Origin of the sequence: Marinimicrobium sp. ARAG 43.8 (assembly GCF_050113635.1) — a bacterium.
GTDB lineage: Bacteria > Pseudomonadota > Gammaproteobacteria > Pseudomonadales > Cellvibrionaceae > Marinimicrobium.
In genome coordinates this window covers 135,840-159,458 of record NZ_JBNJLT010000007.1, presented here as the reverse complement: position 1 = coordinate 159,458, position 23,619 = coordinate 135,840, and the positions used below count along the sequence as shown (strand labels likewise).

At 58.0% G+C, this 23,619-nt stretch carries 20 protein-coding genes; 4 read left to right on the top strand and 16 right to left on the bottom strand.

Annotated features, from left to right (window positions below; genetic code table 11):
- The first annotated feature begins 52 nt into the window (after window positions 1-52).
- Together mutS and fdxA are read left to right on the top strand one after the other, a co-directional pair.
- Complete coding sequence (mutS, locus tag ACQCLF_RS13895) at window positions 53-2,677, top strand: DNA mismatch repair protein MutS (protein ID WP_426988293.1); 2,625 nt, start codon at window positions 53-55, stop codon at window positions 2,675-2,677.
- A 50-nt stretch (window positions 2,678-2,727) separates the two neighbouring features.
- Window positions 2,728-3,051, top strand: a complete 324-nt coding sequence (fdxA, locus tag ACQCLF_RS13890; protein ID WP_426988291.1) for a ferredoxin FdxA — start codon at window positions 2,728-2,730, stop codon at window positions 3,049-3,051.
- Window positions 3,052-3,135: 84 nt separating this feature from the next.
- Here the strand turns inward: fdxA and rpoS are convergent, their stop codons facing one another.
- From rpoS to tilS, 12 genes are all read right to left on the bottom strand, one after another.
- The gene (gene rpoS / locus ACQCLF_RS13885) at window positions 3,136-4,143 is read right to left on the bottom strand and encodes an RNA polymerase sigma factor RpoS (RefSeq protein ID WP_426988289.1); all 1,008 of its coding nucleotides are present in this window, start codon (window positions 4,141-4,143) and stop codon (window positions 3,136-3,138) included.
- A gap of 127 nt (window positions 4,144-4,270) precedes the next feature.
- Entirely contained in the window at window positions 4,271-5,119 is an 849-nt protein-coding gene (locus ACQCLF_RS13880) for a peptidoglycan DD-metalloendopeptidase family protein (RefSeq protein WP_426988287.1), read from the bottom strand.
- 92 nt (window positions 5,120-5,211) lie between these two features.
- Window positions 5,212-6,126, bottom strand: a complete 915-nt coding sequence (locus ACQCLF_RS13875; protein ID WP_426988285.1) for a DUF368 domain-containing protein — start codon at window positions 6,124-6,126, stop codon at window positions 5,212-5,214.
- Between the two features lie 77 nt (window positions 6,127-6,203).
- The gene (locus ACQCLF_RS13870; protein ID WP_426988371.1) at window positions 6,204-6,848 is read right to left on the bottom strand and encodes a protein-L-isoaspartate(D-aspartate) O-methyltransferase; all 645 of its coding nucleotides are present in this window, start codon (window positions 6,846-6,848) and stop codon (window positions 6,204-6,206) included.
- 87 nt (window positions 6,849-6,935) lie between these two features.
- Complete coding sequence (gene truD / locus ACQCLF_RS13865) at window positions 6,936-7,934, bottom strand: tRNA pseudouridine(13) synthase TruD (protein ID WP_426988283.1); 999 nt, start codon at window positions 7,932-7,934, stop codon at window positions 6,936-6,938.
- A gap of 41 nt (window positions 7,935-7,975) precedes the next feature.
- Window positions 7,976-8,449 carry a 2-C-methyl-D-erythritol 2,4-cyclodiphosphate synthase gene (ispF, locus tag ACQCLF_RS13860; RefSeq protein ID WP_426988281.1) on the bottom strand — a complete coding sequence of 158 codons (474 nt, stop codon included), beginning with the start codon at window positions 8,447-8,449 and terminating at the stop codon, window positions 7,976-7,978.
- Complete coding sequence (ispD, locus tag ACQCLF_RS13855) at window positions 8,440-9,174, bottom strand: 2-C-methyl-D-erythritol 4-phosphate cytidylyltransferase (RefSeq protein WP_426988279.1); 735 nt, start codon at window positions 9,172-9,174, stop codon at window positions 8,440-8,442. The genes ispF and ispD overlap by 10 nt, the downstream gene beginning before the upstream one ends.
- 69 nt (window positions 9,175-9,243) lie before the next feature.
- A complete protein-coding gene (gene ftsB, locus ACQCLF_RS13850) occupies window positions 9,244-9,519 on the bottom strand; it encodes a cell division protein FtsB (protein ID WP_426988369.1) in 276 nt (91 codons plus the stop codon).
- Between the two features lie 218 nt (window positions 9,520-9,737).
- Complete coding sequence (gene eno / locus ACQCLF_RS13845) at window positions 9,738-11,027, bottom strand: phosphopyruvate hydratase (RefSeq protein ID WP_426988277.1); 1,290 nt, start codon at window positions 11,025-11,027, stop codon at window positions 9,738-9,740.
- Between the two features lie 102 nt (window positions 11,028-11,129).
- Window positions 11,130-11,981, bottom strand: a complete 852-nt coding sequence (gene kdsA / locus ACQCLF_RS13840) for a 3-deoxy-8-phosphooctulonate synthase (RefSeq protein ID WP_426988275.1) — start codon at window positions 11,979-11,981, stop codon at window positions 11,130-11,132.
- 65 nt (window positions 11,982-12,046) lie between these two features.
- A complete protein-coding gene (locus ACQCLF_RS13835; protein ID WP_426988273.1) occupies window positions 12,047-13,678 on the bottom strand; it encodes a CTP synthase in 1,632 nt (543 codons plus the stop codon).
- Window positions 13,679-13,799: 121 nt separating this feature from the next.
- The gene (tilS, locus tag ACQCLF_RS13830; RefSeq protein WP_426988271.1) at window positions 13,800-15,224 is read right to left on the bottom strand and encodes a tRNA lysidine(34) synthetase TilS; all 1,425 of its coding nucleotides are present in this window, start codon (window positions 15,222-15,224) and stop codon (window positions 13,800-13,802) included.
- Between the two features lie 410 nt (window positions 15,225-15,634).
- On the opposite strand from tilS, the gene ACQCLF_RS13825 reads away from it, so the two are divergent.
- Window positions 15,635-17,569, top strand: a complete 1,935-nt coding sequence (locus tag ACQCLF_RS13825) for a S9 family peptidase (RefSeq protein WP_426988269.1) — start codon at window positions 15,635-15,637, stop codon at window positions 17,567-17,569.
- 2 nt (window positions 17,570-17,571) lie between these two features.
- Complete coding sequence (gene greB, locus ACQCLF_RS13820; protein WP_426988267.1) at window positions 17,572-18,090, top strand: transcription elongation factor GreB; 519 nt, start codon at window positions 17,572-17,574, stop codon at window positions 18,088-18,090.
- A gap of 39 nt (window positions 18,091-18,129) precedes the next feature.
- Here greB and mazG read toward each other — a convergent pair whose 3' ends face one another.
- Genes mazG through cysM form a run of 4 tightly spaced genes read right to left on the bottom strand, consistent with a single transcriptional unit; the run spans window position 18,130 to window position 23,587 of the window.
- A complete protein-coding gene (gene mazG / locus ACQCLF_RS13815; protein ID WP_426988265.1) occupies window positions 18,130-18,936 on the bottom strand; it encodes a nucleoside triphosphate pyrophosphohydrolase in 807 nt (268 codons plus the stop codon).
- Between the two features lie 35 nt (window positions 18,937-18,971).
- Window positions 18,972-21,215 (bottom strand): GTP diphosphokinase, encoded by a 2,244-nt coding sequence (gene relA / locus ACQCLF_RS13810; protein WP_426988263.1) that lies wholly within the window; start codon window positions 21,213-21,215, stop codon window positions 18,972-18,974.
- Window positions 21,216-21,269: 54 nt separating this feature from the next.
- Window positions 21,270-22,691 carry a 23S rRNA (uracil(1939)-C(5))-methyltransferase RlmD gene (gene rlmD, locus ACQCLF_RS13805; protein ID WP_426988261.1) on the bottom strand — a complete coding sequence of 474 codons (1,422 nt, stop codon included), beginning with the start codon at window positions 22,689-22,691 and terminating at the stop codon, window positions 21,270-21,272.
- Entirely contained in the window at window positions 22,688-23,587 is a 900-nt protein-coding gene (cysM, locus tag ACQCLF_RS13800) for a cysteine synthase CysM (RefSeq protein ID WP_426988259.1), read from the bottom strand. Before cysM ends, rlmD begins: the two co-directional genes overlap by 4 nt.
- Window positions 23,588-23,619 lie beyond the last annotated feature (32 nt).

Here is a 23,619-nt window from a genome sequence, read left to right as displayed (position 1 = left end):
GCCACATTTGCCCCCGCAAAGTCACAGCAGAAGTTCTAACTGATTGTTTTATATGAGTAATATTGATAACTCCACGCACACCCCGATGATGCAACAGTATTTGCGCATCAAAGCTGAACATCCGCAGGAGCTGGTGTTCTATCGAATGGGCGACTTCTACGAACTCTTCTATGAGGATGCCAAACGGGCGGCGGAACTTCTGGATGTCACCCTGACCGCGCGCGGGAAATCCAATGGCGAACCCATCCCCATGGCCGGCATTCCGTTCCACGCCGCCGACGGCTATCTGGCAAAGCTGGTGCGCGCGGGGGTGTCTGTTGCCATCTGCGAACAAATCGGTGACCCCGCTACCAGTAAAGGACCCGTGGAGCGCAAGGTCGTGCGCATCGTCACACCGGGTACCGTCAGTGATGAAGCGCTGCTGGATGCCGGTCGAGACAACCTGTTGGTGGCGCTGCAACAACGCGGGGACACCTTTGGGATGGCGTCACTGGATATGGCCAGCGGCCGCTTCCAGATTTTGGAGGTCGAGGGGCTGGACGCCGCCCTGGGCGAATTGCAGCGCATTCAGCCCGCCGAGTTACTGATCAGCGATGACCTGACCACACCGGAGCTGGTGGAAAACCGGCGCGGCTTGCGCCGCCGCGCCCCCTGGGAATTCGAGCTAGACAGTGCCCGCCGATTATTGACGCAGCAGTTCGGCACTCAGGATTTAGCCGGCTTCGGTTGCGATCACCTGGACACCGCACTCGCGGCTGCCGGCTGCCTGCTCGGGTACGCCCGGGAGACGCAGCGCACCGCCCTGCCTCACGTTCGTGGCTTGAGTCACGAAAACCGTGACCAGGCCGTCATTATGGATGCGGCCACCCGCCGCAATCTGGAGCTGGACATTAACCTTGGTGGCCACGAGGAAAACACTCTGTTCAGCGTGGTGAATCGCTGTGCCACCACCATGGGCGCGCGCCTTCTGCGGCGCTGGCTTAACCGCCCATTGCGCGATCTGCACACGCTCCAGGCAAGACAGGACGCGGTCAACGAGTTCGGGCAGGACTATCGCTTCGAAATCCTACACCGCATTCTCAAGCGGGTCGGCGATATGGAGCGCATTCTCGGCCGACTGGCGCTGCGCTCGGCTCGCCCTCGAGATCTGTCACGACTGCACGCCTCGCTGGCCTGCTACCCGGAGCTGCAGAGCGAACTCTCCAGACTGACCTCTCCTCACCTGGCCGAATTGGCAAACCAGATCGGGGAGTTCCCGGAGGCTGTCGCACTACTCGGCCGAGCGCTGGTAGAAAACCCTCCGGTGGTTATTCGTGACGGTGGCGTGATCGCCGAAGGCTACGATGAAGAGCTGGACGAGCTGCGCAACATCAGTAGCAATGCCGGTCAGTATTTGGTAGATCTGGAAACCCGCGAGCGGGAGCGCACCGGCATCACCACACTCAAAGTGGGTTACAACCGGGTCCACGGTTACTTTATTGAGCTGAGCCGCGCCCAGGCCGAACAGGCACCCGCTGACTATATTCGGCGCCAGACGCTGAAGAATGCCGAGCGGTTTATCACGCCGGAGCTTAAAGAGTTTGAAGATAAAGCGCTGTCAGCCAAAAGCCGTGCGCTGGCACGTGAGAAGCTGCTGTACGAGCACCTGATTGACAAACTGAACGACGATTTGCAGCTCCTTCAGCAATCGGCCAGCGCAGTGGCCGAGCTTGATCTACTGACAAATCTGGCGGAGCGTGCCGACACCCTGGGCTGGTCACGCCCCACTCTCACGAAGGAAGCGGGCATGGATATCGAAGGGGGTCGTCACCCCGTCGTGGAGCAGGTCAGCGATGCGCCTTTCGTGCCCAATGACCTCGCGTTCAATGAGCAGCGGCACATGCTGGTGGTCACCGGCCCCAACATGGGGGGTAAATCCACCTACATGCGTCAGGCCGCGCTGATCGCGGTTCTGGCGCATATCGGCAGCTTTGTCCCGGCAGCCCGTGCGCGGGTGGGCATGCTGGACCGAATCTTCACCCGCATCGGTTCTTCGGATGACCTGGCGGGCGGGCGCTCTACCTTCATGGTGGAAATGACTGAAACCGCCAATATTCTGCATAACGCCACGCCACGCAGCCTGGTGTTGATGGACGAAATTGGCCGGGGTACCAGTACGTTCGACGGTCTGGCGCTCGCCTGGGCCTGCGCCCGCCATCTGGCGGAAAACGTGCGGGCTTACACCTTGTTCGCCACCCACTATTTCGAGTTGACGCGGCTGCCAGAGGAACGTCCAGGCATTGCCAACGTTCACCTGGATGCCACGGAGCACCACGATAGTATTGTCTTTCTGCACAAAGTACAGGAAGGCCCCGCCAGTAAGAGTTACGGGCTGCAGGTCGCGAAGCTGGCAGGCATTCCCGAAGGTGTGCTGGCACAGGCGAAGCAGCAGCTGGCAGAACTGGAGGGCCAACAACACGCTCCCACCGAGCCCTCAAAACCGGCGCAAAATATGCCTGCTGCCGCAGCGACACCCGTGCCCGCCGCCAACGGGCCGGTACAGGGTGGCTTGTTCGACAGCACACCACATCCGGTAGTGGAGGCTCTGGACGGTGTGGATCCGGATGAGCTGACCCCACGACAAGCGCTGGAACAGCTCTATGCCCTGAAAGCCTTGATGGCTGGTAAAAACCCATAATGCTGATAGAATGAGCGCCCAAATCAGAACCGTGTTAGTTGGAGTTCACTATGACATTTGTTGTTGGGGAAAACTGCATCAAATGCAAACACACAGACTGCGTGGAAGTCTGCCCCGTTGACTGCTTTTATGAAGGCCCCAATTTTCTGGTCATTCATCCGGATGAGTGCATTGATTGCGCACTGTGTGAGCCGGAATGCCCGGTAGATGCCATCTTCTCAGAAGACGAACTGCCCGAGGGTCAAGAGGTATTTCTGGAGCTGAATTCCGAGTTGGCGGAAGTCTGGCCGAATATTACCGAGAAAAAAGACGCCCCTGCCGATGCTGAAGAATGGGACGGGGTGGAAGGCAAGCTGCAATACCTCGAGCGTTAGTCAACTTCCTGTTGATCGCTCTCCCATAAAAAAACGGGCTGCCTCATCCAGCCCGTTTTTTATGTTGGGAACTGACGTCTATCTTTAGAGACTGAACAACGCCTCGCTGCTCAAGCCCTGCTTTTCAATGATTTCACGCAGACGCCGCAGGGCCTCCACCTGAATTTGGCGCACTCGTTCACGCGTTAGGCCAATTTCCTGGCCCACTTCTTCCAGCGTACATACTTCGTGGCCGCGCAGACCAAAGCGCCGGGCGAGCACCTCTCGCTGTTTCTCGCTAAGGTCATCCAGCCAGCGGTCAAGGCTTTCGTTCAGATCCCCATCCTGCATTAAAAAAGCGGGATCGGAATTATTCTGGTCCGGAATCGTGTCCACCACCGTGCGTTCTGAGGCGCTGCCAATCGGGTTATCGACCGACGTAACCCGCTCGTTCAACCCCAGCATACGCTCCACATCCGCCACCGGCTTGTGCAGCATTTGTGCAATCTCATCCGCCGACGGCTCGTGATCCAGCTTTTGAGTCAGCTCTCGCGCCGCTCGCAGATAGATGTTCAGCTCTTTCACCACGTGAATGGGCAGACGAATGGTGCGGGTCTGATTCATAATCGCCCGCTCGATGGTCTGGCGAATCCACCAGGTAGCGTAGGTGGAAAAGCGAAACCCCCGCTCGGGATCGAATTTCTCCACCGCCCGGATCAGCCCGAGGTTGCCCTCTTCGATCAAGTCCAGCAAGGCCAGTCCACGGTTCACATAGCGTCGGGAAATTTTTACAACCAGGCGCAGATTACTCTCAATCATGCGCTTACGCGCCGCAGCGTTACCCTGTAAAGCCTGACGCGCGAAATAAACCTCTTCCTGTGCGGTGAGCAGCGGAGAAAAACCAATTTCATTGAGATAGAGCTGTGTCGCATCAAGGCTCTTGGACAAGTGATCGTCCATAACGCGCTCAACGCGATTTTTTGAAGTCTTTCTGGTAGAGGCGGGTTTTTCCTCGCTATCGTCCAACAGCGAGACGTCATCATTGAAGTCAATTTCATGAGGTGTTGCGGCAACCTCATGTTCCCGTTTTACATCCCGTTCCTGCAGTGCCATAGATCACCCCTTGCTCTCTAATAGGCCTGTCATGTCGGCTTTCGCCGTTTAAGGAGACGTGCGCAGCGTCTTATCGTTATCCTGCAACCTCTCCCCACACCGCCACTGCGGCCATCCACTCCGCAGTTTACCGCTTGGGCAAATATCGAATCGGGTCCACCGGTTTACCGTTCCGCCGGATTTCAAAGTGAAGCCGGACGCTATTCTCACCGCTGGCCGTACCACTGGAGCCCATTTCTGCAATGACCTCCTGCGCTTTGACCGAGTCACCCTCGGCCACCCGCAAACGTCGATTGTGCGCATAGGCACTGAGATAGGTGTCATTATGTTTAATAATCACCAAATTCCCGTACCCACGCAAGCCACTGCCCGCGTACACCACCTGCCCTGCGGCAGCAGCCCGTACAGAATCTCCCAAATTTCCGGCGATATCAATACCCTGGTTTAAACCCGTTGCGGCGCCGTACGCTCGAATGACTTTGCCATCGGCTGGCCAGCGCCACTCTGGAGCCTGGCTGAGCAGGGAGGGAGGAGACGTGGCCGAGGATTTGGGTGTTTGATTTTTAGAACGAGAGGCACTGGCCGGAGGTGACGTTGAGGCCGCAGGTGGCGCCTTGGTAGCACGGCCGGAAGAACGGGAAGGTCTGGTCACACTCACCGCTGGCGCGTTCTGCACATCGAGCCGCAATTGCTGCCCCGGATAAATGGTAAAAGGCTCCCGGATGCCATTAACACGCGCCAGCAGTCGGTGATCAACGTCGTAACGCCAGGCAATCGAGTAGAGAGTTTCACCGGCGCTAACGCGATGCTGTTGAATTTTTCGTGACGGCGGCTGCTCTCTGGTAATGACAGAGGCAGGCTGAGTATGACAGGCACTAAGCAGGAACAGGCCGATTAAAATATAAATCAACCCTGGGAGATTGATATCACCGTCAGCGGATTTTTCCTGCATAAACGCACTCGCAGAGGGGAGCATGGAAGCTACCCGGATTAGTCGTTTTGGCAATTACCACGCAACACTTATTCTAAAATACTCTAAAGCAAGGGTTGCCTCATGGCCATAACAATCTACCGGGTCTCCTCTTCGGGCTCAATGGCTTTCAGCGGCTGACGCGACGCCCAGAACTCCAGGCCGAACACTATCAGCAGGCCAACCATCATCATCAGCACAACGGCCAGCCAGCGCGACGGTTCACCCGTCTCCACCGCGTACTGCCAGGGCACCACATTCTCTTGCACCAGCGGGACCGCTTCGCCGTGGCGGTCGATATAGGTTTCAAGCGTTTGCTTCCAGGGCCAGATCACGTTGAGGGACCCCACCAGAAAACCCGTCAACACCGCCAGGGTGCGCTGAGGAAACTCCCGCAGCAGCCAACTCAGAAAGTGTGAGAACAATAACAGCCCCGTGACACAACCGGCGGCAAAAAAGCCCAACACCCACCAGTTGAGTTCCGCCACTGCGCGGATGAACACCGGATACATGCCCATCAGCAATAACAGAAAACTGCCGGATATCCCGGGGAGGATCATCGCACAAATGGCAATACTGCCTGCAAAGTACACCATCCACCAGGTGGCCGGCAGTTCCACCGGTTTGGCGAACGACACCAGTAGCGCCGCCAGTGTGCCCAGCAGCAGGGCAATCCATACATCAAGGGCTTTCAACGACAACCCGCGCCCGATATACACCGCCGAGGCCATGACCAAGCCGAAGAAAAAGCCCCACACCAGCAGCGGGTACACCTCTAGCGCGTGGGTCACCAGAGTGGCCAGAGAGAAAATGCTGATCAACACGCCACTGAACAGCACCAGCAAAAAGGCGCCATTTACATGCTTCCAGAACGCTGCAAACCCGTGGCGCTTCCAGATAAGCAGCGCCGAGGGCGTCCAGCACCGCAGAGAATTTAGTAGCTCTTCATAGATGCCCGAAATAAAGGCAATGGTGCCGCCCGATACCCCGGGGACAACATCCGCTGCCCCCATCGCCATGCCCTTAAGCAAGAGAAGAAGCCGGGACTTAAGTGAAGTGGGCCGGGAGGAAAACTCTGAACGCCCTGCCCTCATCGGGTTGTCCCCGATAGCAGTGGTACGAATTTAACCGGCTCAAGCGTCTGGGTTATAAATTTATCGCTGTCACCGTCGCGAATGACCAGCGTTAAGGATTGCTCCTGGCTGCCCACCGGGATCACCAGCACACCATCGGGGGCCAATTGCTGTTGCAGCTCTTCCGGGACGAACCGGGGCGCTGCGGTGCTCAGGATACCATCGAACGGGCCAGCCTCCGGCCAACCAAAACCACCATCGGCGTGACGCATCTGCACGTTGCGCAGACCGAGCGTGCGCAACCGCTCCCGGGCTTTATCCTGGAGGGGTTTAATACGCTCAACACTGTAGACTTCATCAACCAGTTGCGAGAGCACACTGGTCTGATAACCGGACCCGGTGCCCACTTCCAGGACCCGATGCAAGCGGCCCCCGGCGGCGCCGAGTAGAATTTCCGTCATGCGCGCCACAATGTAGGGCTGGGAGAGGGTTTGGCCGTAGCCGATCGGGAGAGCGGTATCTTCATAGGCCCGATGGGCCAGCGCTTCATCCAGAAACCAGTGGCGAGGGGTGTTGCGAATGGTATCCAGCACTTGAAGGTTGGTGACCCCTTTGTCCGCCAGACGCTGCACGAGACGCTCCCGCGTACGCTGGGAGGTCATTCCCACACCTTCCAAAGTCAGAGTTGTCACTGCCCGTATTCCCCTGCCATCGTTGGACCGTTCATCAGTGTATAAATCAAGCGCTCACTATAGCATAGCGACGCCGGAAGCCGCTTTCGGAACGGCGACTTTCAAGTGCGCCAGTTCGGCCAATACGGCCGTTGCAAAGGTGCCGGGAGGCAAAGAGAACACCAGTTCCAGGTCGTTGTCGTCCCAGCGCCAATGCAGGTCATCCGGTTTAAGAACCAGCGGTCGACGCTCTTGCTGTAACCCAACGTGCTCGAGGCCTTCACACCATCTCGCCCAGGGCTCCATTGCGCGCGCTTCAAGCGCCGCACAAGCGTCGCTGCTCAGAGGCCTGCCGCGCCCCCAGAGCGGGCCGCTTGGGGACGACGCGGGATCGCCGCTTAACGGTTCGCGCCAAGTGCCTTCTCTGACCCGCTCCGCCAGCACCGCATTGAAGAGCCACGCCCGAGCTGCTGACATGACCAGGCTGCGCTGTTGCCGCTGCCGGATCGTCTGCCCATCCACCAGCCAATGGTGGGCCTGGACCAAATTCTGTCCACCTCGTCCGAAGCGCTGCTCACCGAAATAGTTGGGCACACCGAAGGCCTTGACGCGCTCCAGCCGTTCATTGAGCGCGTCCCGGGTCTGTCCCGACACCGGCGTTACGTCCCTCAGGCGAATAACAAATTCATTCCGACGATGCTGGCCGCGCCGAAGCTTGCGCGGATGACGGGCAATCGACAGCAGTTGAATGCTCTCGCTGTTCACCGCCGGCCAATCCGGAGCGGCCCCTTTTGGTTGATGAATACTAAACCACTGGGTTGTGACAGCGTGCCGGTCTTTAAGCCCGCAATACCCCACGTCCCGCACCGGCACGCCCGCACAACGAGCCAGTTGGCCGGCCACCCATGGGGTGTTATCGCCCCGTTTGCGCACGTTTAACAACCAGTGTTCACCGTCACCTTCCGGTTCAAAGCCCAGGTCTTCATTCACCCGAAAGTCTTCCGGCACCGTGCGAAACCCCGCGTTGGCAACAGGCCCCCCGTGAGCGGCGGGTTGTCTCAGATCGAAATCAGGCATCAAATATCCTTGGTCGGATCAATGGTTCAACAGGTTGACATTCAGACAGCGGATAACAGCACGACGGCCTGCGCCGCAATACCTTCCTCTCGCCCGACAAAACCCAACCGCTCCGTGGTGGTGGCCTTGACGTTGATCTGAGAGACGTCAGTTTCGAGGTCAGCGGCTATTCGCTCCACCATGGCTGGAACATGACCAGACATACGCGGCGCCTGCGCAATCACCGTCATATCCGCATTGAGCAAACGCCAGCCAGCCGCCTTGACCTTGGCATACACCATCCGCAACAGCGCCCGGCTGTCCGCGTTTTTATAACCGGGGTCCGTGTCGGGAAAGTGTCGACCGATATCCCCCAGCCCGGCCGCGCCAAGAAGCGCGTCACACAGGGCATGCAACAATACATCGCCATCAGAATGCGCCACCAGCCCCCGCTTGTGAGGAATAACCACGCCGCCGATAACCACTTTGTCTCCCGGCCCAAAAGCATGGACATCGAACCCCTGCCCTACCCGCATCGTGCGCTCTCCTGTTGTTGCAGAATCGCCTCGGCCAGTACCAGATCCTCCGGCCGGGTGATTTTGATGTTGTCCGAACGCCCTTCCACCATCGCGGGATGATAGCCTGCCAACTCCAGTGCCGAGGCTTCGTCAGTGACGCTTTCCCCCTGGGCCAGAGCGCGGGTAAGACATTGGTGAAGCAGTTGGTATCGAAACAATTGCGGGGTTTGCGCCTGCCATAAACCACGTCGATCCTCAGTGGCCTGGATGCAGTGGTCGCTGCCAACCTTTTTCAACGTGTCACCCACCGGCACCCCCAGAATGCCACCAACCTCGTGCTCAGAGAGATGACGACGCAGCCCGGCAATCATATTGGCGGTCACACAGGGTCGCGCCGCATCATGTACCAACACCCAGTCGCGAGCCTTGGCCTGTAACGTCAGGTAATTCAGCGCATTAAGCACTGAACGGCTGCGCTCTGCGCCGCCATCGACAATGGCAATACGACCGTTGCCCGCCATAGGCAGACGCTCCCAATACGAGTCTGTAGCCGCCAGCGCGAGAACAATACCACTGATGTTCGGAAGCCCCAGAAGGCGCTCAAGCGTGCACTCAAGCAGCGTTTTTCCGCGCAACGATAGATATTGTTTGGGCAGTTCCGACCGCATGCGGGTGCCAATGCCAGCGGCAGGCACAACAATCCAGCAACGGGTGTCTGAGGGAGGGTCGGTCGTGTTTGCCATACGTCTCATCGGAAAATTGTGGGGCTGGCAGAATGGGTGGGCACAAAAAGCAACGCTTAAGCAGAAAGATTAACGGGGCTCTACCACCATATAAAATGTTTCTCCGTCGCCAACCATGCCCAGATTTTCGCGCGCCCTTTCTTCTACGCTATCCAGACCGCTTTTCAGCTCTTCCACATCAATGGCCAAACGCCGGTTACGTTCAATAAGACGCTCATTTTCCGCCGATTGCTTTTCGATGTCCCGGTCCAGTCGCGCCACATCAGCCCAACTGCCTTCGGCGACCCACAGTCGGTACTGCAGGCCAGTAAACAACACCAGCAGGAAAACCAATAACCATTTCATCATGACAGTGCCCCGGATTGCGGGCCTCTTGATTATCGCCCATCAGGAACAACGTCGGGCGCTCTGAAAGCGATCACTGAGCGGGGAGTTTACACGAAATAAGGGCGCTTGTTCAGACACGGCGTGCGGAAAGCGTGGGGAGGGAGGAGCGGATCTCATCACCCGGCCAGCCGGGTGATGAGTGAAAGACGCATTGACGAATGCGTCCAGTCGTAGTTTTACGCCTTGAACTCAGCGAGACCACGATACGGAGCCGAACCATTCAGTTCCGCTTCGATACGCAGCAAGCGGTTGTATTTGGCGACACGATCAGAACGGCACAAAGAGCCGGTTTTGATTTGCCCTGCAGCAGTAGCTACGGCCAGGTCGGCGATGGTGGTGTCTTCGGTTTCGCCAGAGCGGTGCGAAATCACAGCGGTGTAACCAGCCTCTTGCGCCATCTTGATGGCGTCCAGGGTTTCACTCAAGGAGCCGATCTGGTTGAACTTGATCAGGATGGAGTTGGCGATCTTTTTATCGATGCCTTCTTTCAGGATCTTGGTGTTGGTCACAAACAGGTCATCACCCACCAGCTGTACCTTGTCACCCACCTTCTCGGTCAGCTGTGCCCAACCCTCCCAATCGCTTTCATCCATACCGTCTTCGATAGAGATGATCGGGTAACGCTGGGACAGGTCGGCCAGGTAGTCGGCAAATTCACCGGCATTGAAGGTTTTGCCTTCCCCGGACAGGTTGTACTCGCCGTCTTTGTAGAACTCAGAGGAAGCGCAGTCCAGCGCCAGGGTGACGTCCTCACCCAGTTTGTAACCCGCTTTTTCCACGGCCTGACCGATCACCTGCAGCGCTTCTTCGTTGGAAGGCAGGTTCGGGGCAAAACCACCTTCATCGCCCACCGCTGTGTTCAGGCCTTTCTCGTTCAACACTTTTTTCAGTGCATGGAAAATTTCTGCACCTGTGCGCAACGCTTCGGAGAAGCTTTTGGCGCCCACGGGCTGCACCATGAATTCCTGAATATCAACGTTGTTGTCGGCGTGTTCGCCACCATTGAGGATATTCATCATCGGTACCGGCATGGAGTACTTACCTTCCGTGCCGTTGAGTTGTGCGATGTGCTGGTACAGGGGGATGCCTTTATCGATGGCAGCGGCTTTAGCGGCCGCCAGGGAGACCGCCAGTATGGCATTGGCGCCCAGCGTGGCTTTGTTATCGGTGCCGTCCGCTTCGATCATGGCGTTGTCCAAAGCGCGCTGATCGGCGGCATTTTTACCCAATAACAGGCTGCGAATGGTGGTGTTGATGTTATCAACGGCTTTCAAAACACCTTTACCCAAATAGCGGGATTTGTCGCCGTCGCGCAGTTCCAGCGCCTCACGGGAACCGGTGGACGCACCAGAGGGCGCACAGGCGGAACCGACCGCACCGCTTTCCAGAATCACTTCTGCACTGACCGTCGGGTTACCGCGGCTGTCCAGTACTTCGAAGGCTTTGATGTCAACAATTTTGCTCATGCGTAGATTGCTCCGTTTACCAATTTACCGATGATTACCAATGTTCGTTCAATCAAGATGTCTTCAAACAGGGAAGCTTCAAATAGGGAAACTTCAAAAGGGCTACTGTATATCCAGTGGTGGCAACGCTTTGATGACATCGTCCACTGCTTTGATCTGCGCCAGAAATGGCTCCAGCTTATCCAATGGCAACGCGCTGGGCCCGTCGCATTTGGCGTTGTCCGGGTCCGGGTGAGCCTCCAGGAATAAACCGGCCAACCCAACCGCCATACCCGCACGCGCCAACTCGGCCACCTGGTGACGGCGCCCACCGGAGGCTTCGCCCAGCGGATCGCGGCACTGCAGCGCATGGGTGGCATCGAAGATAATCGGCGCACCCTCACTGACCTCTTTCATGGTGCGAAAACCCAGCATATCCACCACCAGGTTGTCATAACCGAAGTTGCTGCCGCGTTCACACAGGATAATCTGGTCATTGCCACATTCGCGAAACTTTTCCACGATGTTCTTCATTTGACCGGGGCTTAAAAATTGAGGCTTTTTGATGTTAATCACCGCACCGGTTTCCGCCATCGCCTTGACCAGATCAGTCTGGCGGGCCAGAAACGCTGGCAGCTGAATCACGTCGCACACGTCGGCCACGGGCTGGCACTGGAAGGTTTCGTGAACATCGGTGATGACCGGCACACCGAAGGTGCTTTTGATGTCGCTGAAAATCTTCAGGCCTTCATCCATACCGGGGCCGCGAAAAGAATGAATCGATGAGCGGTTAGCCTTGTCGAACGATGCTTTGAAAACGTAGGGAATACCCAGCTTCTCAGTAACCTGAACGTAGGCCTCTGCCACCCGCAACGCCATATCCCGGGACTCAAGTACGTTCATACCACCAAACAAGGTGAATGGACGGTGATTTCCGACATTGAGGCCGGCAACAGCGATATCTTTATCAGTCACAACTCTCTCTCTTTTTTCTCACTTTCCTGTCACTTTTTGATGACCGTCATTTAACCAGGGTCTCGTCACTGCGAATGTTCACGCCGGGTCAGAGCCGCTTTTACAAAACTGGTAAACAGCGGATGCCCGTCCCGCGGAGTGGATGTAAATTCCGGGTGAAACTGGCAGGCAACGAACCAGGGGTGATCCGGCAGTTCTACCACCTCCACCAGCGTATCATCGGCGGACCAGCCGCCAATACGCAGACCGGCCTGTTGCATCTGATCGACGTAATTGTTGTTCACCTCATAGCGGTGACGATGGCGCTCCAGAATCACGTCTTTGCCGTAGATATCACGGGTTTTGGAGCCAGAGACGAGTCGGCTTTCCTGGCCACCGAGGCGCATGGTGCCTCCGAGATCGGAGTTATCGTCCCGCTTTTCGCGACGACCGCTGGTGTCCACCCACTCGGTAATCAGCCCCACTACCGGGTCCGGGGTGTGTTTATCAAACTCGGTACTGTTGGCATTTTTCAGCCCCAGTACATTGCGGGCGAACTCGATCACCACCGACTGCATACCGAGGCAAATGCCCAGGTAAGGCACCTTATTCTCGCGGGCGTAGCGCACCGCCATCAATTTGCCTTCCACCCCGCGATTGCCAAACCCGCCGGGTACGAGAATGGCATCGGCGTCGCTGATCAAGTCAACGCCCTGCTCTTCAAGTTGTTCGGCATCGACATACCGCATGTTCACTTTGGTACGCGCGTGAATGCCGGCGTGGCTCATGGCTTCAATCAGGGACTTATAGGCATCGAGCAACTCCATGTATTTGCCAACCATGGCAATGGTCACTTCATGCTCCGGATTGATCTTGCCATCAACGACGCGATCCCACTCACTTAAATCCGCCGCGCCACAGCTCAGTTCGAATTGCTCGACGATAATGTCGTCCAGGCCGAACTCGTGCAACATCCGGGGAATGGCGTAAATGGTGCCCGCATCAGGCAGTGGTACGACCGCTCGCTCATCCACGTTGGTAAACAATGCAATTTTGCGGCGCGAGTCTTCATCGACCTCACGCTCGGACCGACACAGCAGAATATTGGGCTGCAAGCCAATGGAGCGCAACTCTTTGACAGAGTGCTGGGTGGGCTTGGTTTTGGTCTCACCAGCCGTGGCAATGTAGGGCACCAGCGTCAAGTGCATCAGCAGTGAGTTCTTCGGTCCGAGCTCCACTTTCAACTGACGCACCGCTTCCAGAAAGGGTTGCGATTCAATATCCCCCACCGTACCGCCGATCTCCACCAAGGCCACATCGGCGTCGCGTCCGCCTTCAAGAATCCGGCGCTTGATCTCATCGGTAATATGGGGAATCACTTGTACGGTGCCACCCAGATAATCGCCACGGCGCTCTTTGCGCAACACGGTTTCATACACCCGGCCCGTGGTGAAGTTGTTGCGACGCGTCATCTTGGTCCGCACAAACCGCTCGTAATGACCCAGGTCAAGATCAGTTTCGGCGCCATCCTCGGTGACAAACACCTCACCGTGCTGAAAAGGGCTCATGGTGCCTGGGTCAACGTTAATATAGGGGTCCAGCTTCAGAATGGTGACCTTTAGCCCCCGGGATTCAAGAATGGCCGCCAGCGAAGCGGAGGCGATGCCTTTACCCAAAGAAGAAACCACACCGCCGGTAACGAAAATGTATCGCGTCATGTATAACCTTGCTTCAATACGATCGAGGGACAGACAAATACCGGGGGGCAACGCCTTGCATTAAGCGCTCGGCATTTGTCTTCAGGACGGGGCGCCAGAGTACCAGAAAGGCCGGGATGCCTCAATCAAAACTTACCGTCGTCTCCTCCTCGGGAGCGGAACCGATGTGCCAGGCAATACCGTAACCGGGCTGGCCGGGCGGCGCCTCATAACCCTCGCAAATCCACACGTCTCCCACGGCGACCAGCTCATCATCGCTGTAGATCAAAGGAATTCGTTGGCGCCACCATGGAGGAACGGCGTACTCCTGCAGCAGCCTTTTCAATGTTTGCGAGTGCCCTCGCCCCGCCGGACGACAGCGCTCTCCACCCTGGCGATACCGAACATGCAACGGCGCCAGCCCCGCCACAAGCCGCCGACCATGGGCAAGACGTTCGAATACCAGCTGATCGCCCCCAGGTAAATCAACCACCGAGCGATCATGGGTCAGGTCGCACAGCAATGTGCCCGCTCGACTGGGCCAGCCCAGGGCATCCACCCCGGCAGGCAATAGATATAAACCATCGCGGTAACGGCGCAACGATCCGCCCCGCCAATCAACCCGGCAGTCAGTGGTGGCATCAAATGGCTCGCCGTCCGTACCAGCGACACCCCCCAACTGGCGGTCCAGTTCCGCCAACCGCGCTCGCGGTAACGACGACAGGCCTGCGTCAGCCAACCATGTGCGAACCACCAGACGACGACGCGGCGCCGACAAACGCCCCAGTTCACTGATGCTTAGCGCCTGATGGCGGCCCCATTCCCCGCCATTGAGCAGCAAGCGGCGAATATCCTGCCGGGCGTAATCCCGCAGTAAATCATCGCCTTCAGCGCACCAGAGCGCGCTTTGCGCCCAGGACAAGGCCACCTCTGGCCAGCGTCGCCGTAACGCCGGCACCACTGTGTGACGAAGGTAGTTGCGATCAAAGCGCTCATCACCATTGCTGTCGTCCTCAATCCAGTGAAGATTCAGCCCTCGGGCCCTCGCTTCCAACGCGGCCCGGGGAAAGGACAGCAAGGGGCGCCATAATTGCCCTTTCCCCAGAGGCCGCCGCTCTGCCATGCCGCGCAAACCAGTGAGGCCACTGCCACGCGCCAGCCTCAACAGTAGCGTTTCCAGTTGGTCATCGGCGTGGTGTGCCATGAGTAAGGTTTCTCCGATGCGCAGACTGCGCTCAAAGGCCTGGTAGCGAACCTCGCGAGCCGCTGCCTCCAGCCCCTGCCCATCCGGCGTCACCTGGACCGGGCAGACGACCAGCTCAATCCCCAGATGAGTACATGCTGCCTCACAGTGTGCCTGCCATTGATCGGCGTTCGGTGATAGACCATGGTTCACATGAATCGCTCGCAAGCGATCAGCAGGCACCCGCTGGGCGACTTCATGTAGGAGGAGAGAGGAATCCAGGCCACCGCTGAGTGCCACACAAAAATGGCTCTCGCCACCCATGCCCTGATCCAACGCGTAACCAATATCCCGCCCTTCGAGAGGATCTTGCATGCCATGCATAAAGCTTGCTTCCCGAGCCGCAACGTAAACGCTATAAACCCTGTGGCGACCCGTTGCGAAACGCGGGCCGATCACTGACAATTGAGACTATTGTCAATGTTACGCAACAGCTTGTCCACGAGCACCGATTACCGGTAACGGCTGCGCGCAAACGTGACAATGTGCAGCATAGAAAGCACAAAAACACACTGACGGTAATGGCACTGAGTTAAGCGATTGGGAGTTCATCCTCCGGTCACTGCTTCCGGAGCCTTCTTCCGAGACACGCCGTAAACCCATCCATGGGGGCTCGAACGCAGCATCCATGCTGCATACGGTCTCGGAAGAAGGCTCCGGAAGCAGCGCCCTCGCTACGAGCTGGGGCTTAACTCAGTACCATTCCACACTGACAGTATTTAGACAGGAGTTCTATGACCACCGCCGCCTATGGTTGCTGGCAATCCCCCATTACGGCCGCCACGCTGACAAAAGGTGCTGTGCGCCTGAGTGAGCCTCATTTCGACGGCACTCATATTTATTGGCTCGAATCCCGACCGCAGGAGAAGGGTCGCAATGTGCTGATGCGCAGTGATCTCGAAGGAGAGCCTGAGGAATACCTCCCTGCCCCGCATAGTGTCCGCACCCGAGCCCACGAGTACGGCGGTGGCAGCTACTGCGTTGCGAACGGCACTGTTTATTTTGTGCTGGATACTGACCAGCGTATCTATCAGTGGCGCGACGGCCAGCTCCAGCCGCTCACCAATGAGGGGCTGTTTCGCTATGCGGACCTGACCCCGGACCCAACACGCCAGCGCCTGTTGTGTGTTCGGGAGGATCACCGGCAGGCCGGAGAGGAAGAACGAAGCGAAGTGGTGGCGATACCGCTGGACGGTTCCGGCGAGGTTCAAGTGCTGGCTTCTGGCGCTGACTTCTACAGCAACCCGCGTCCCAGCCCGGATGGCTCACAGCTGGTGTACCTGTGCTGGCACCATCCCGACATGCCGTGGGATGCCACCGAACTACACCTTGGCACCGTCGCTGCGAATGGCTCCCTGACAAACGATCAAGTCATCGCCGGTGGCGAGGAAGAGTCTGTTTTTCAGCCACGTTGGTCCCCTGAAGGAACGCTGTATTTTGTATCGGACCGCAGCAACTGGTGGAATCTCTACCGCTGGAATAATGGCCAACCCGAGGCGCTCTGCCAGATGGAGGCGGAATTTGCGACCCCTCAGTGGGTGTTCGGCATGTCGACCTACGATTTTCTCGATGCGCACACTCTGCTCTGCACCTTTACCGAAGACGGCCAGTGGCAGCTGGCGCGCCTGGACCTTGTGCACGGCAGCCTGACCCGAATCGATACAGGCCTCACAGACATCAGCAACGTACAGTGCCACCATGGAGACGGCATTTTCCTCGGTGCCAACGCCCGGCAGAGCGCCAGCCTGTGGCATTTCCAACCCAACGCCATCGAACCGCTGACCATTGTGGCGCGCTCTGTCGACACCGATCCCAATGGGCGCTACTTATCCGCCCCCGAGCCATTGACCTTCGACACCGACGACGGCGAGCAGGCTCATGGCTTTTTCTATCCCCCTCACAATCCCGACTACCAGGCTCCAGAGCAGGAGCGTCCGCCGCTGCTGGTCATGTGCCACGGCGGTCCGACCGGGGCCACACAAACCGCCCTGAATCTCAAGATTCAGTTCTGGACCAGCCGCGGATTCGCGGTACTGGATGTGAACTACCGTGGCAGCACCGGCTATGGGCGTCGCTACCGGGACCGCCTGAAAGACAACTGGGGCGTTACCGATGTCATTGATGTCGCCAGCGGTACCAGAGCACTGGCCGAGCGCGGACTGGTCGATGCCCAGCGCTGTGCCATTCGCGGCAGCAGCGCAGGCGGCTACACCGTTCTGGCTGCGCTGACCTTTACCAATGCGTTCCATGCCGGGGCCAGTTACTACGGCATTGGCGACCTGGAGGCGCTGGCGCGCGATACCCACAAGTTTGAGTCTCGCTACCTGGATACGTTGATCGGCCCCTACCCTGAGCAGCGCGAACGCTATAGGGAGCGGTCACCCATTCAGCACGTTGACCAGTTGCATTGCCCGGTGATTTTTCTTCAGGGCGAAGACGATAAAGTGGTGCCACCGAACCAGGCAAAGGCAATGACCGACGCATTGACAGACAAGGGCATCCCCAACGCGCTGGTCTTGTTCCCCGGGGAGGGACACGGTTTCCGTCAGGCACCCGCGATTGAGCGTGCCCTGGCAGCGGAGCTGTATTTTTATGGGCGGGTTTTCGGTTTTACGCCAGCCGATGCGCTCAAGCCAGTGGACATTACACACCTCCCGGAGACACACTGAATATGGGTCGTTGGCGTCCCCCTTCTCCCAAAAGCTCACCCTACATTACCCCTGCCGGCGCCCGGCGCCTGCAGGAAGAGTTGCGTCATTTATGGAAGGTCGAACGACCTCAGGTGACTCAGGCGGTGCATGAGGCGGCCAAAAATGGGGATCGCTCGGAAAATGGCGACTACATTTACGGCAAGAAGCGATTACGGGAAATTGACCGCCGGGTCAGGTACCTCAGCAAGCGTCTGGATACCCTGACGGTGGTAGACCGACTTCCCGAAGACCGGGACAAGATCTTTTTCGGCGCCTGGGTCACTGTAGAAGACGAAGACGGTGTCGAGCGCACCTATCAAATTGTGGGACCCGACGAATTTGACCTCTCCAGCGGCCAACTCAGCGTCGACGCTCCGCTTGCCCGACGCTTGCTGGGCAAACGAGTCGACGACGAAGTCGCTGTCCCCACCCCGGAACAGGGTGAGGTGTCTTACTGGGTGACAGGTATCGAGTATCGGCCTTATGACGATGGGCTGTAGCAGCCTTTAAGTTCCGTTACGTTAGAGCACCCAGTCTACTTACAGAGAGGATTTCTCTGAGGCTTTTGCCCGATTCCACAGGGCATCCAGCGTTTCCTCGGAAAGTTCCTGCAACGGCGCTGCGGCTTCTGCCTCTACGGCACCGAAGCGCCTCTCGAACTTCCGATTTGCGGAACGCAGCGCTGCTTCCGGATCAATTTTCAGATGACGCGCTACGTTAGTCACTGTAAAGAGCAGGTCGCCCAACTCCTCTGTTATCGCTTCGTGGTCTTGCTCCGCGATGGCTTCAACCAGCTCATCGGTTTCTTCCCGCACCTTGTCCAACGGGCCATTGACCGCCGGCCAGTCGAAGCCAACGCCCGCCGCGCGCTTTTGCAGTTTTGCGGCCCGAGTCAAGGCGGGCAGGTTCAACGGTACGTCATCAAGTGTACCGCGAACCCCTTTGGCCTCGCGCTCCTGTTGCTTGATGGTTTCCCATCGCTGCTTGACCTCAACTGGCAGCGCTTTTTGATCGTCGATTCGGCTTTCCAGCGTACCCTCCGGGAAAACATGCGGGTGCCGCCGAATCAGTTTTTGCACCAATCCATCGACAATGCCCGCAAAATCAAACCGCTCGTCTTCATGCCCCAACTGACTGTAGAAAATTACCTGAAACAGCAAGTCACCCAGTTCTTCGCGCAAGTGGTTATAGTCACCACGCTCAATGGTATCTACTACCTCGTAGGCTTCTTCCAGCGTGGAGGGCGCGATGCTCCGATAGGATTGTTTTAAATCCCAAGGGCAACCGGAGCCCGGCTCGCGCAGGCGAGCCATAAGATATAACAGATCATCAATGGAATAAGGCATGCTGACAGACAGCTCCGGTATTAACAGAGGGTAGATTACAGTTTACGGCGCGCCGAAGCGATATTGGGCAACTGATTCAAGCGCGTGAGGATACGGCTCAATTCATCAATACTTCGAATTTCCGCCGTCACCAGCATATCCACGGTATTTTTGCGCTTGTCAGACAGTGTTTGCATGGCGCTGATGTTGATGCGCTCGTTGTCCAGCATGGCCGTGATATCGCGCAGCAAACCCTGGCGGTCATAAGCTTCAATGATGATCTCGACCGAGTAGCTGCTTTCCGGCGTGGCGCCCCAGGACACCTTGATTATTCGCTGGGGCTCGTCAGCCTGTAGCTGCAGAATATTACTGCAATCCTGACGGTGGATCGATACGCCTTTGCCTAGCGTGATGTAACCAGTGATCGCATCACCGGGAACCGGATTACAACAACTGGCAATCTGAGTGAGCAGGTTACCGACGCCCTCAATATACACATCCGATTCTTTTTTACGCTTGCTGGACTTGGCCTTGAACGGAATGACCGGCTCTTCGGGTCGCGACGCTTTGAGCAAACGCTGGGCCGCATTGAGCACCTGCCCTACTCCGATATCACTGGCTCCCACCGCCGCGTACAGGTCGTCCAGGCTGTGCATGTTCAACCGCTGAGCCAGCGCCTCAAAGTCCAGATCGAGCAACGCCAGGCGTTTGAACTCCCGATCCAGCAGCGCCTGCCCTTCGGCAATGTTTTGGTCACGCGCCTGAACTTTGAACCAGTGCTGCACTTTGGCACGGGCTCGCGGGGTATTGATATAACCCAGAGCTGGCGCTAACCAGTCACGACTCGGTGCCTCGCGCTTTCCGGTGAGAATTTCCACTTGGTCGGCGGTATTCAAATGATAGTTCAGCGGCACGATACGATTATTGACCTTGGCGCCACGACACCGGTGCCCGACGTCCGTATGGATACGATAGGCGAAATCCAGCGGTGTGGCCGATTTGGGTAAGTCGACGACATGACCTTCCGGCGTGAATACGTAGATGCGGTCCTGATCGACCGCCCGCAGGCCCTCCTTCAGCGAATTGCCATCCGCCCCCAGCTCATCATGCCATTCCAGCACCTGCCGCAACCAGGCGATTTTTTGCTCGTAGCTTTTCTCTCCGGCGTCGATGTCTGTACCTTTATAGCGCCAATGGGCACACACCCCCAATTCCGCTTCATCGTGCATCGCGAACGTGCGCACTTGAATTTCCAGAACTTTATTCTCGGGGCCAATGACCGCGGTGTGTAGAGAGCGGTAGCCATTCTCTTTGGGCGAGGCAATGTAGTCGTCAAATTCGTGGGGAATGTTTCTCCAAAGGCTGTGGACAATGCCCAGTACGGTGTAACAGTCACGAACGGTCGGCACCAGGATACGCACAGCGCGAATGTCGTAGACCTGAGAGAAACTAATGCCCTTGCGCTGCATCTTTCTCCAGATGCTGTAAATATGCTTGGCCCGGCCTGAGACTTCCCCCTCAATCTGGGCATCGCTCAACTCATCGCGCAATTTAGAGAGAACCGATTCGATGTATTCCTGCCGGGCCAGACGCCGCTCATCCAGCAATTTGGCAATACGTTTGTAATCAGCGGGTTCCAGATAACGAAACGCCAGATCCTCCAGCTCCCATTTAATATGGCCAATTCCTAAACGGTGCGCCAACGGTGCGTACACGTCCGACACTTCACGAGCCACCTGGCGACGGCGCTGGGCGCTGGCGTCCTTGACAGCACGAATCGCACAGGTGCGTTCGGCCAGCTTGATCAAGGCCACGCGCACATCGTCTACCATAGCCACCAGCATTTTCCGGATGTTTTCGGCCTGCTCTTCCGACTGGCGACCAAACACACGCTCATCGCTCTCGCCGCGCTGGTAGCTGATGGCCGCCATGCGCAGCACACCGCTGATCAGCTTGGTCACGGTTTCGCCAAACTGTTTTTGGACGCTGTCGAGCGATAACTTCTCTTCCCGCACGGCGCGATAGAGAATGGCGGCCACCAGAGATTCCTGATCCAGCTGCAAGTCTGCCAGCAGTTCGGCCATATCCAGGCCGATAATCAGGCAACTGCTGTACTCCCCCCAGCCGTGCTCGGAGGTGATTGCCTTGTGGTCGGCTTCCGCACTCATCGCGCAGGCCTGGCCGAGCTGCTCGCGCTGAACGAGAGAGCGCTCGGTCGCACCAGGAAGCCGTTCTATCCAGGCGACGATGTCAATGCGACCGTCTTCGGTGACGGGGTGGTCTTCTCGAACTTTTACCATCGGTAGTCTTCACCTTGGCGCAGCACTGCGTCACAAAGCGCCTTTCTGTCGGTGTCAGCGGCGCCTGAAAAGCGCCATGGATTCCACGTGCTCGGTGTGGGGGAACATATCCAGCACGCCAAGTGATTGCAAGTCGTATCCGGCTACGGCCAATTCTCCGGCGTCCCTCGCCAGGGTGGCCGGATTGCAGGACACATAGACCAGTCGCTCGGGCTTGAGTTGCGCCAACGGTGCCAAAATCTCTCGCGCTCCGTCCCGGGGCGGGTCCAGCAGCACGGCATCCGGCCCTGGCGCCGACGATCCGCCTCTGAAGCCGCCACGCCAGAGCGTTCCGGGCGTTCGTCCCGCATCAGCAAGGTTGGCAGTTTCGAACACCACGTCCAGCCCATTGCGCCGCGCGTTTTGTCGTCCACGCTCCACCATCGTGGCAGAGCCCTCCAGGCCCACCAGACGGGCGCCGCTTCGCGCCAAAGGCAAGGTGAAGTTGCCCATACCACAAAACAGATCCAGCACCCGCTCGCCCGGTTGTGGCGCCAGCCACTGCACCGCCTGTGCCACCATACGCTGGTTAACGGTAGCGTTTACCTGAGTGAAATCACGCGGATGAAAGGCGAGGGTTACATCAAAATCGGGCAGTTGATAACTCAGCCTGGGGTCCACTTCCTGTCCCTCCACGCCCACCAACAACTCGTCTTTCGGGGGCTGGAACCAGATATGCTCTGGCGCCACGGTCGGCAGCCTGTTCGCAAGACCCCATCGGTCTGTCCGTGCCAGTGTTTTGACTTGCCGTATTACCAGGGCAGGCCCTTCCTCGGCCAGCAGTAACTCAACGTGGCTGACGGCGTCCCGGGGGGAAAGAGCGCTGAGCCACTCTCTGAGGGGAGGCAGCAGTGCATTGAGGGGTTCGGCCAGCACCGCACAGTGTTCAATATCCACTAATTGATTCTGTCGCCGACGGCGGAACCCCAGCGTCACGGTCCCGCCACGGTCTGTTCTAACCCCCAGGCGTGCGCGATGCCGGTAGCCCTCGCTGGGTGAGGTGATGGGAGTGGCAAGATACTGGGGCTCAAGACTTGCCCAACGGGCGAGTTGATCCAATACCGTGTTCTGTTTCTGCACCAGTTGGGCCGCTGGCGCCAGATGCTGGAGCTGACACCCGCCGCACTGATCGTAGTGCTCGCACGGTGGCGCCTGGCGCTCCGGCGACTGGGTCTGCCAGGCAATCACCTGGGCCTCGGTAAAGCGCGTCTGCTCCGCCACCAACCGCACGTCCACCCGCTCGCCCGGCAGGCCTCCCACCACGAACATGGTCTTGCCCTGCCAGTGCGCGATACCGCGCCCATCATGGCTCAGGCGTTCTATCGTCACCGGCTCGGGGAGGATAACGGGTTTAAACCTCGGAGCCGGGCCTTTCTGGGCTTTCCTATGACCCGTATGCCGATGGCTCGCAGGCGTCAGCGGTGACCGTCGTTTCATGCTCCGAACACACCCGAGGAGAGATAGCGATCTCCCCGGTCACAGATAATAGCCACGATAACGGCATTCTCTACCTCGCGACTCAACGCCAGCGCTGCAGCCACAGCGCCTCCCGAGGATACACCAGCAAAAATACCTTCTTCCCGAGCCAGCGCACGCATGCTCTCCTCGGCTTGTCGCTGTGACATATTCACAATTCGATCCACGCGAGAGGCCTCAAAAATGGAGGGCAGGTACGCCTCGGGCCAGCGGCGAATTCCGGGAATACTTGCTCCCTCCTCCGGCTGCAGGCCGATAATTTCCACTTCGGGGTTCTGTTCCTTAAAAAACCGGGAGCAACCCATAATCGTGCCGGTCGTGCCCATGGAGCTGACAAAATGGGTGAGGCGCCCTTGAGTCTGCCGCCAGATCTCCGGGCCTGTGGTTTCATAGTGCGCCTGAGGGTTGGCGGCATTACCAAACTGGTCCAGAACGCGGCCTTTTCCTTCTGCCTGCATCTTCAATGCCAGATCTCTGGCGCCTTCCATGCCTTCAGCTTCGGTGACGGGTATCAATTCGGCGCCGTAGGCCGCCATGGCATCTTTGCGCTCCTGGGTACTATTAGCCGGCATAATCAGAATCATCCGGTAGCCTTTAATCGCCGCCACCATCGCCAACGCAATGCCGGTATTGCCGCTGGTGGCCTCAATCAGCGTGTCCCCCGGCTTGATCAAGCCCTGAGCCTCTGCCTGCTGAATCATCCACAGCGCCGGGCGATCCTTCACGGAGCCAGCCGGGTTGTTACCTTCCAGCTTCAGCAGTATCTCGTTGCCGGTCTCGCCCGCCAGGCGCTGCAAGCGAACCAGCGGCGTATTGCCAACACAGGACTCGATGGTGGGAAAAGGGGAAGCCGCCATAGACAAACCGTCAATAGTGAGGTGAAGGCCGG

Excerpts from the sequence above, each read along its gene's own strand:
- relA (WP_426988263.1), bottom strand. The coding sequence starts at position 21,215 with ATGGTAAAAGTTCGAGAAGACCACCCCGTCACCGAAGACGGTCGCATT.
- mutS (WP_426988293.1), top strand. The coding sequence starts at position 53 with ATGAGTAATATTGATAACTCCACGCACACCCCGATGATGCAACAGTAT.
- eno (WP_426988277.1), bottom strand. The coding sequence starts at position 11,027 with ATGAGCAAAATTGTTGACATCAAAGCCTTCGAAGTACTGGACAGCCGC.
- ACQCLF_RS13880 (WP_426988287.1), bottom strand. The coding sequence starts at position 5,119 with ATGCTCCCCTCTGCGAGTGCGTTTATGCAGGAAAAATCCGCTGACGGT.
- rpoS (WP_426988289.1), bottom strand. The coding sequence starts at position 4,143 with ATGGCACTGCAGGAACGGGATGTAAAACGGGAACATGAGGTTGCCGCA.
- cysM (WP_426988259.1), bottom strand. The coding sequence starts at position 23,587 with ATGGCGGCTTCCCCTTTTCCCACCATCGAGTCCTGTGTTGGCAATACG.
- ACQCLF_RS13835 (WP_426988273.1), bottom strand. The coding sequence starts at position 13,678 with ATGACGCGATACATTTTCGTTACCGGCGGTGTGGTTTCTTCTTTGGGT.
- ACQCLF_RS13825 (WP_426988269.1), top strand. The coding sequence starts at position 15,635 with ATGACCACCGCCGCCTATGGTTGCTGGCAATCCCCCATTACGGCCGCC.
- ispD (WP_426988279.1), bottom strand. The coding sequence starts at position 9,174 with ATGGCAAACACGACCGACCCTCCCTCAGACACCCGTTGCTGGATTGTT.
- tilS (WP_426988271.1), bottom strand. The coding sequence starts at position 15,224 with ATGCATGGCATGCAAGATCCTCTCGAAGGGCGGGATATTGGTTACGCG.
- rlmD (WP_426988261.1), bottom strand. The coding sequence starts at position 22,691 with ATGAAACGACGGTCACCGCTGACGCCTGCGAGCCATCGGCATACGGGT.
- truD (WP_426988283.1), bottom strand. The coding sequence starts at position 7,934 with ATGCCTGATTTCGATCTGAGACAACCCGCCGCTCACGGGGGGCCTGTT.
- fdxA (WP_426988291.1), top strand. The coding sequence starts at position 2,728 with ATGACATTTGTTGTTGGGGAAAACTGCATCAAATGCAAACACACAGAC.
- ispF (WP_426988281.1), bottom strand. The coding sequence starts at position 8,449 with ATGCGGGTAGGGCAGGGGTTCGATGTCCATGCTTTTGGGCCGGGAGAC.
- greB (WP_426988267.1), top strand. The coding sequence starts at position 17,572 with ATGGGTCGTTGGCGTCCCCCTTCTCCCAAAAGCTCACCCTACATTACC.
- ftsB (WP_426988369.1), bottom strand. The coding sequence starts at position 9,519 with ATGAAATGGTTATTGGTTTTCCTGCTGGTGTTGTTTACTGGCCTGCAG.
- mazG (WP_426988265.1), bottom strand. The coding sequence starts at position 18,936 with ATGCCTTATTCCATTGATGATCTGTTATATCTTATGGCTCGCCTGCGC.
- ACQCLF_RS13870 (WP_426988371.1), bottom strand. The coding sequence starts at position 6,848 with ATGACCTCCCAGCGTACGCGGGAGCGTCTCGTGCAGCGTCTGGCGGAC.
- ACQCLF_RS13875 (WP_426988285.1), bottom strand. The coding sequence starts at position 6,126 with ATGGGGGCAGCGGATGTTGTCCCCGGGGTATCGGGCGGCACCATTGCC.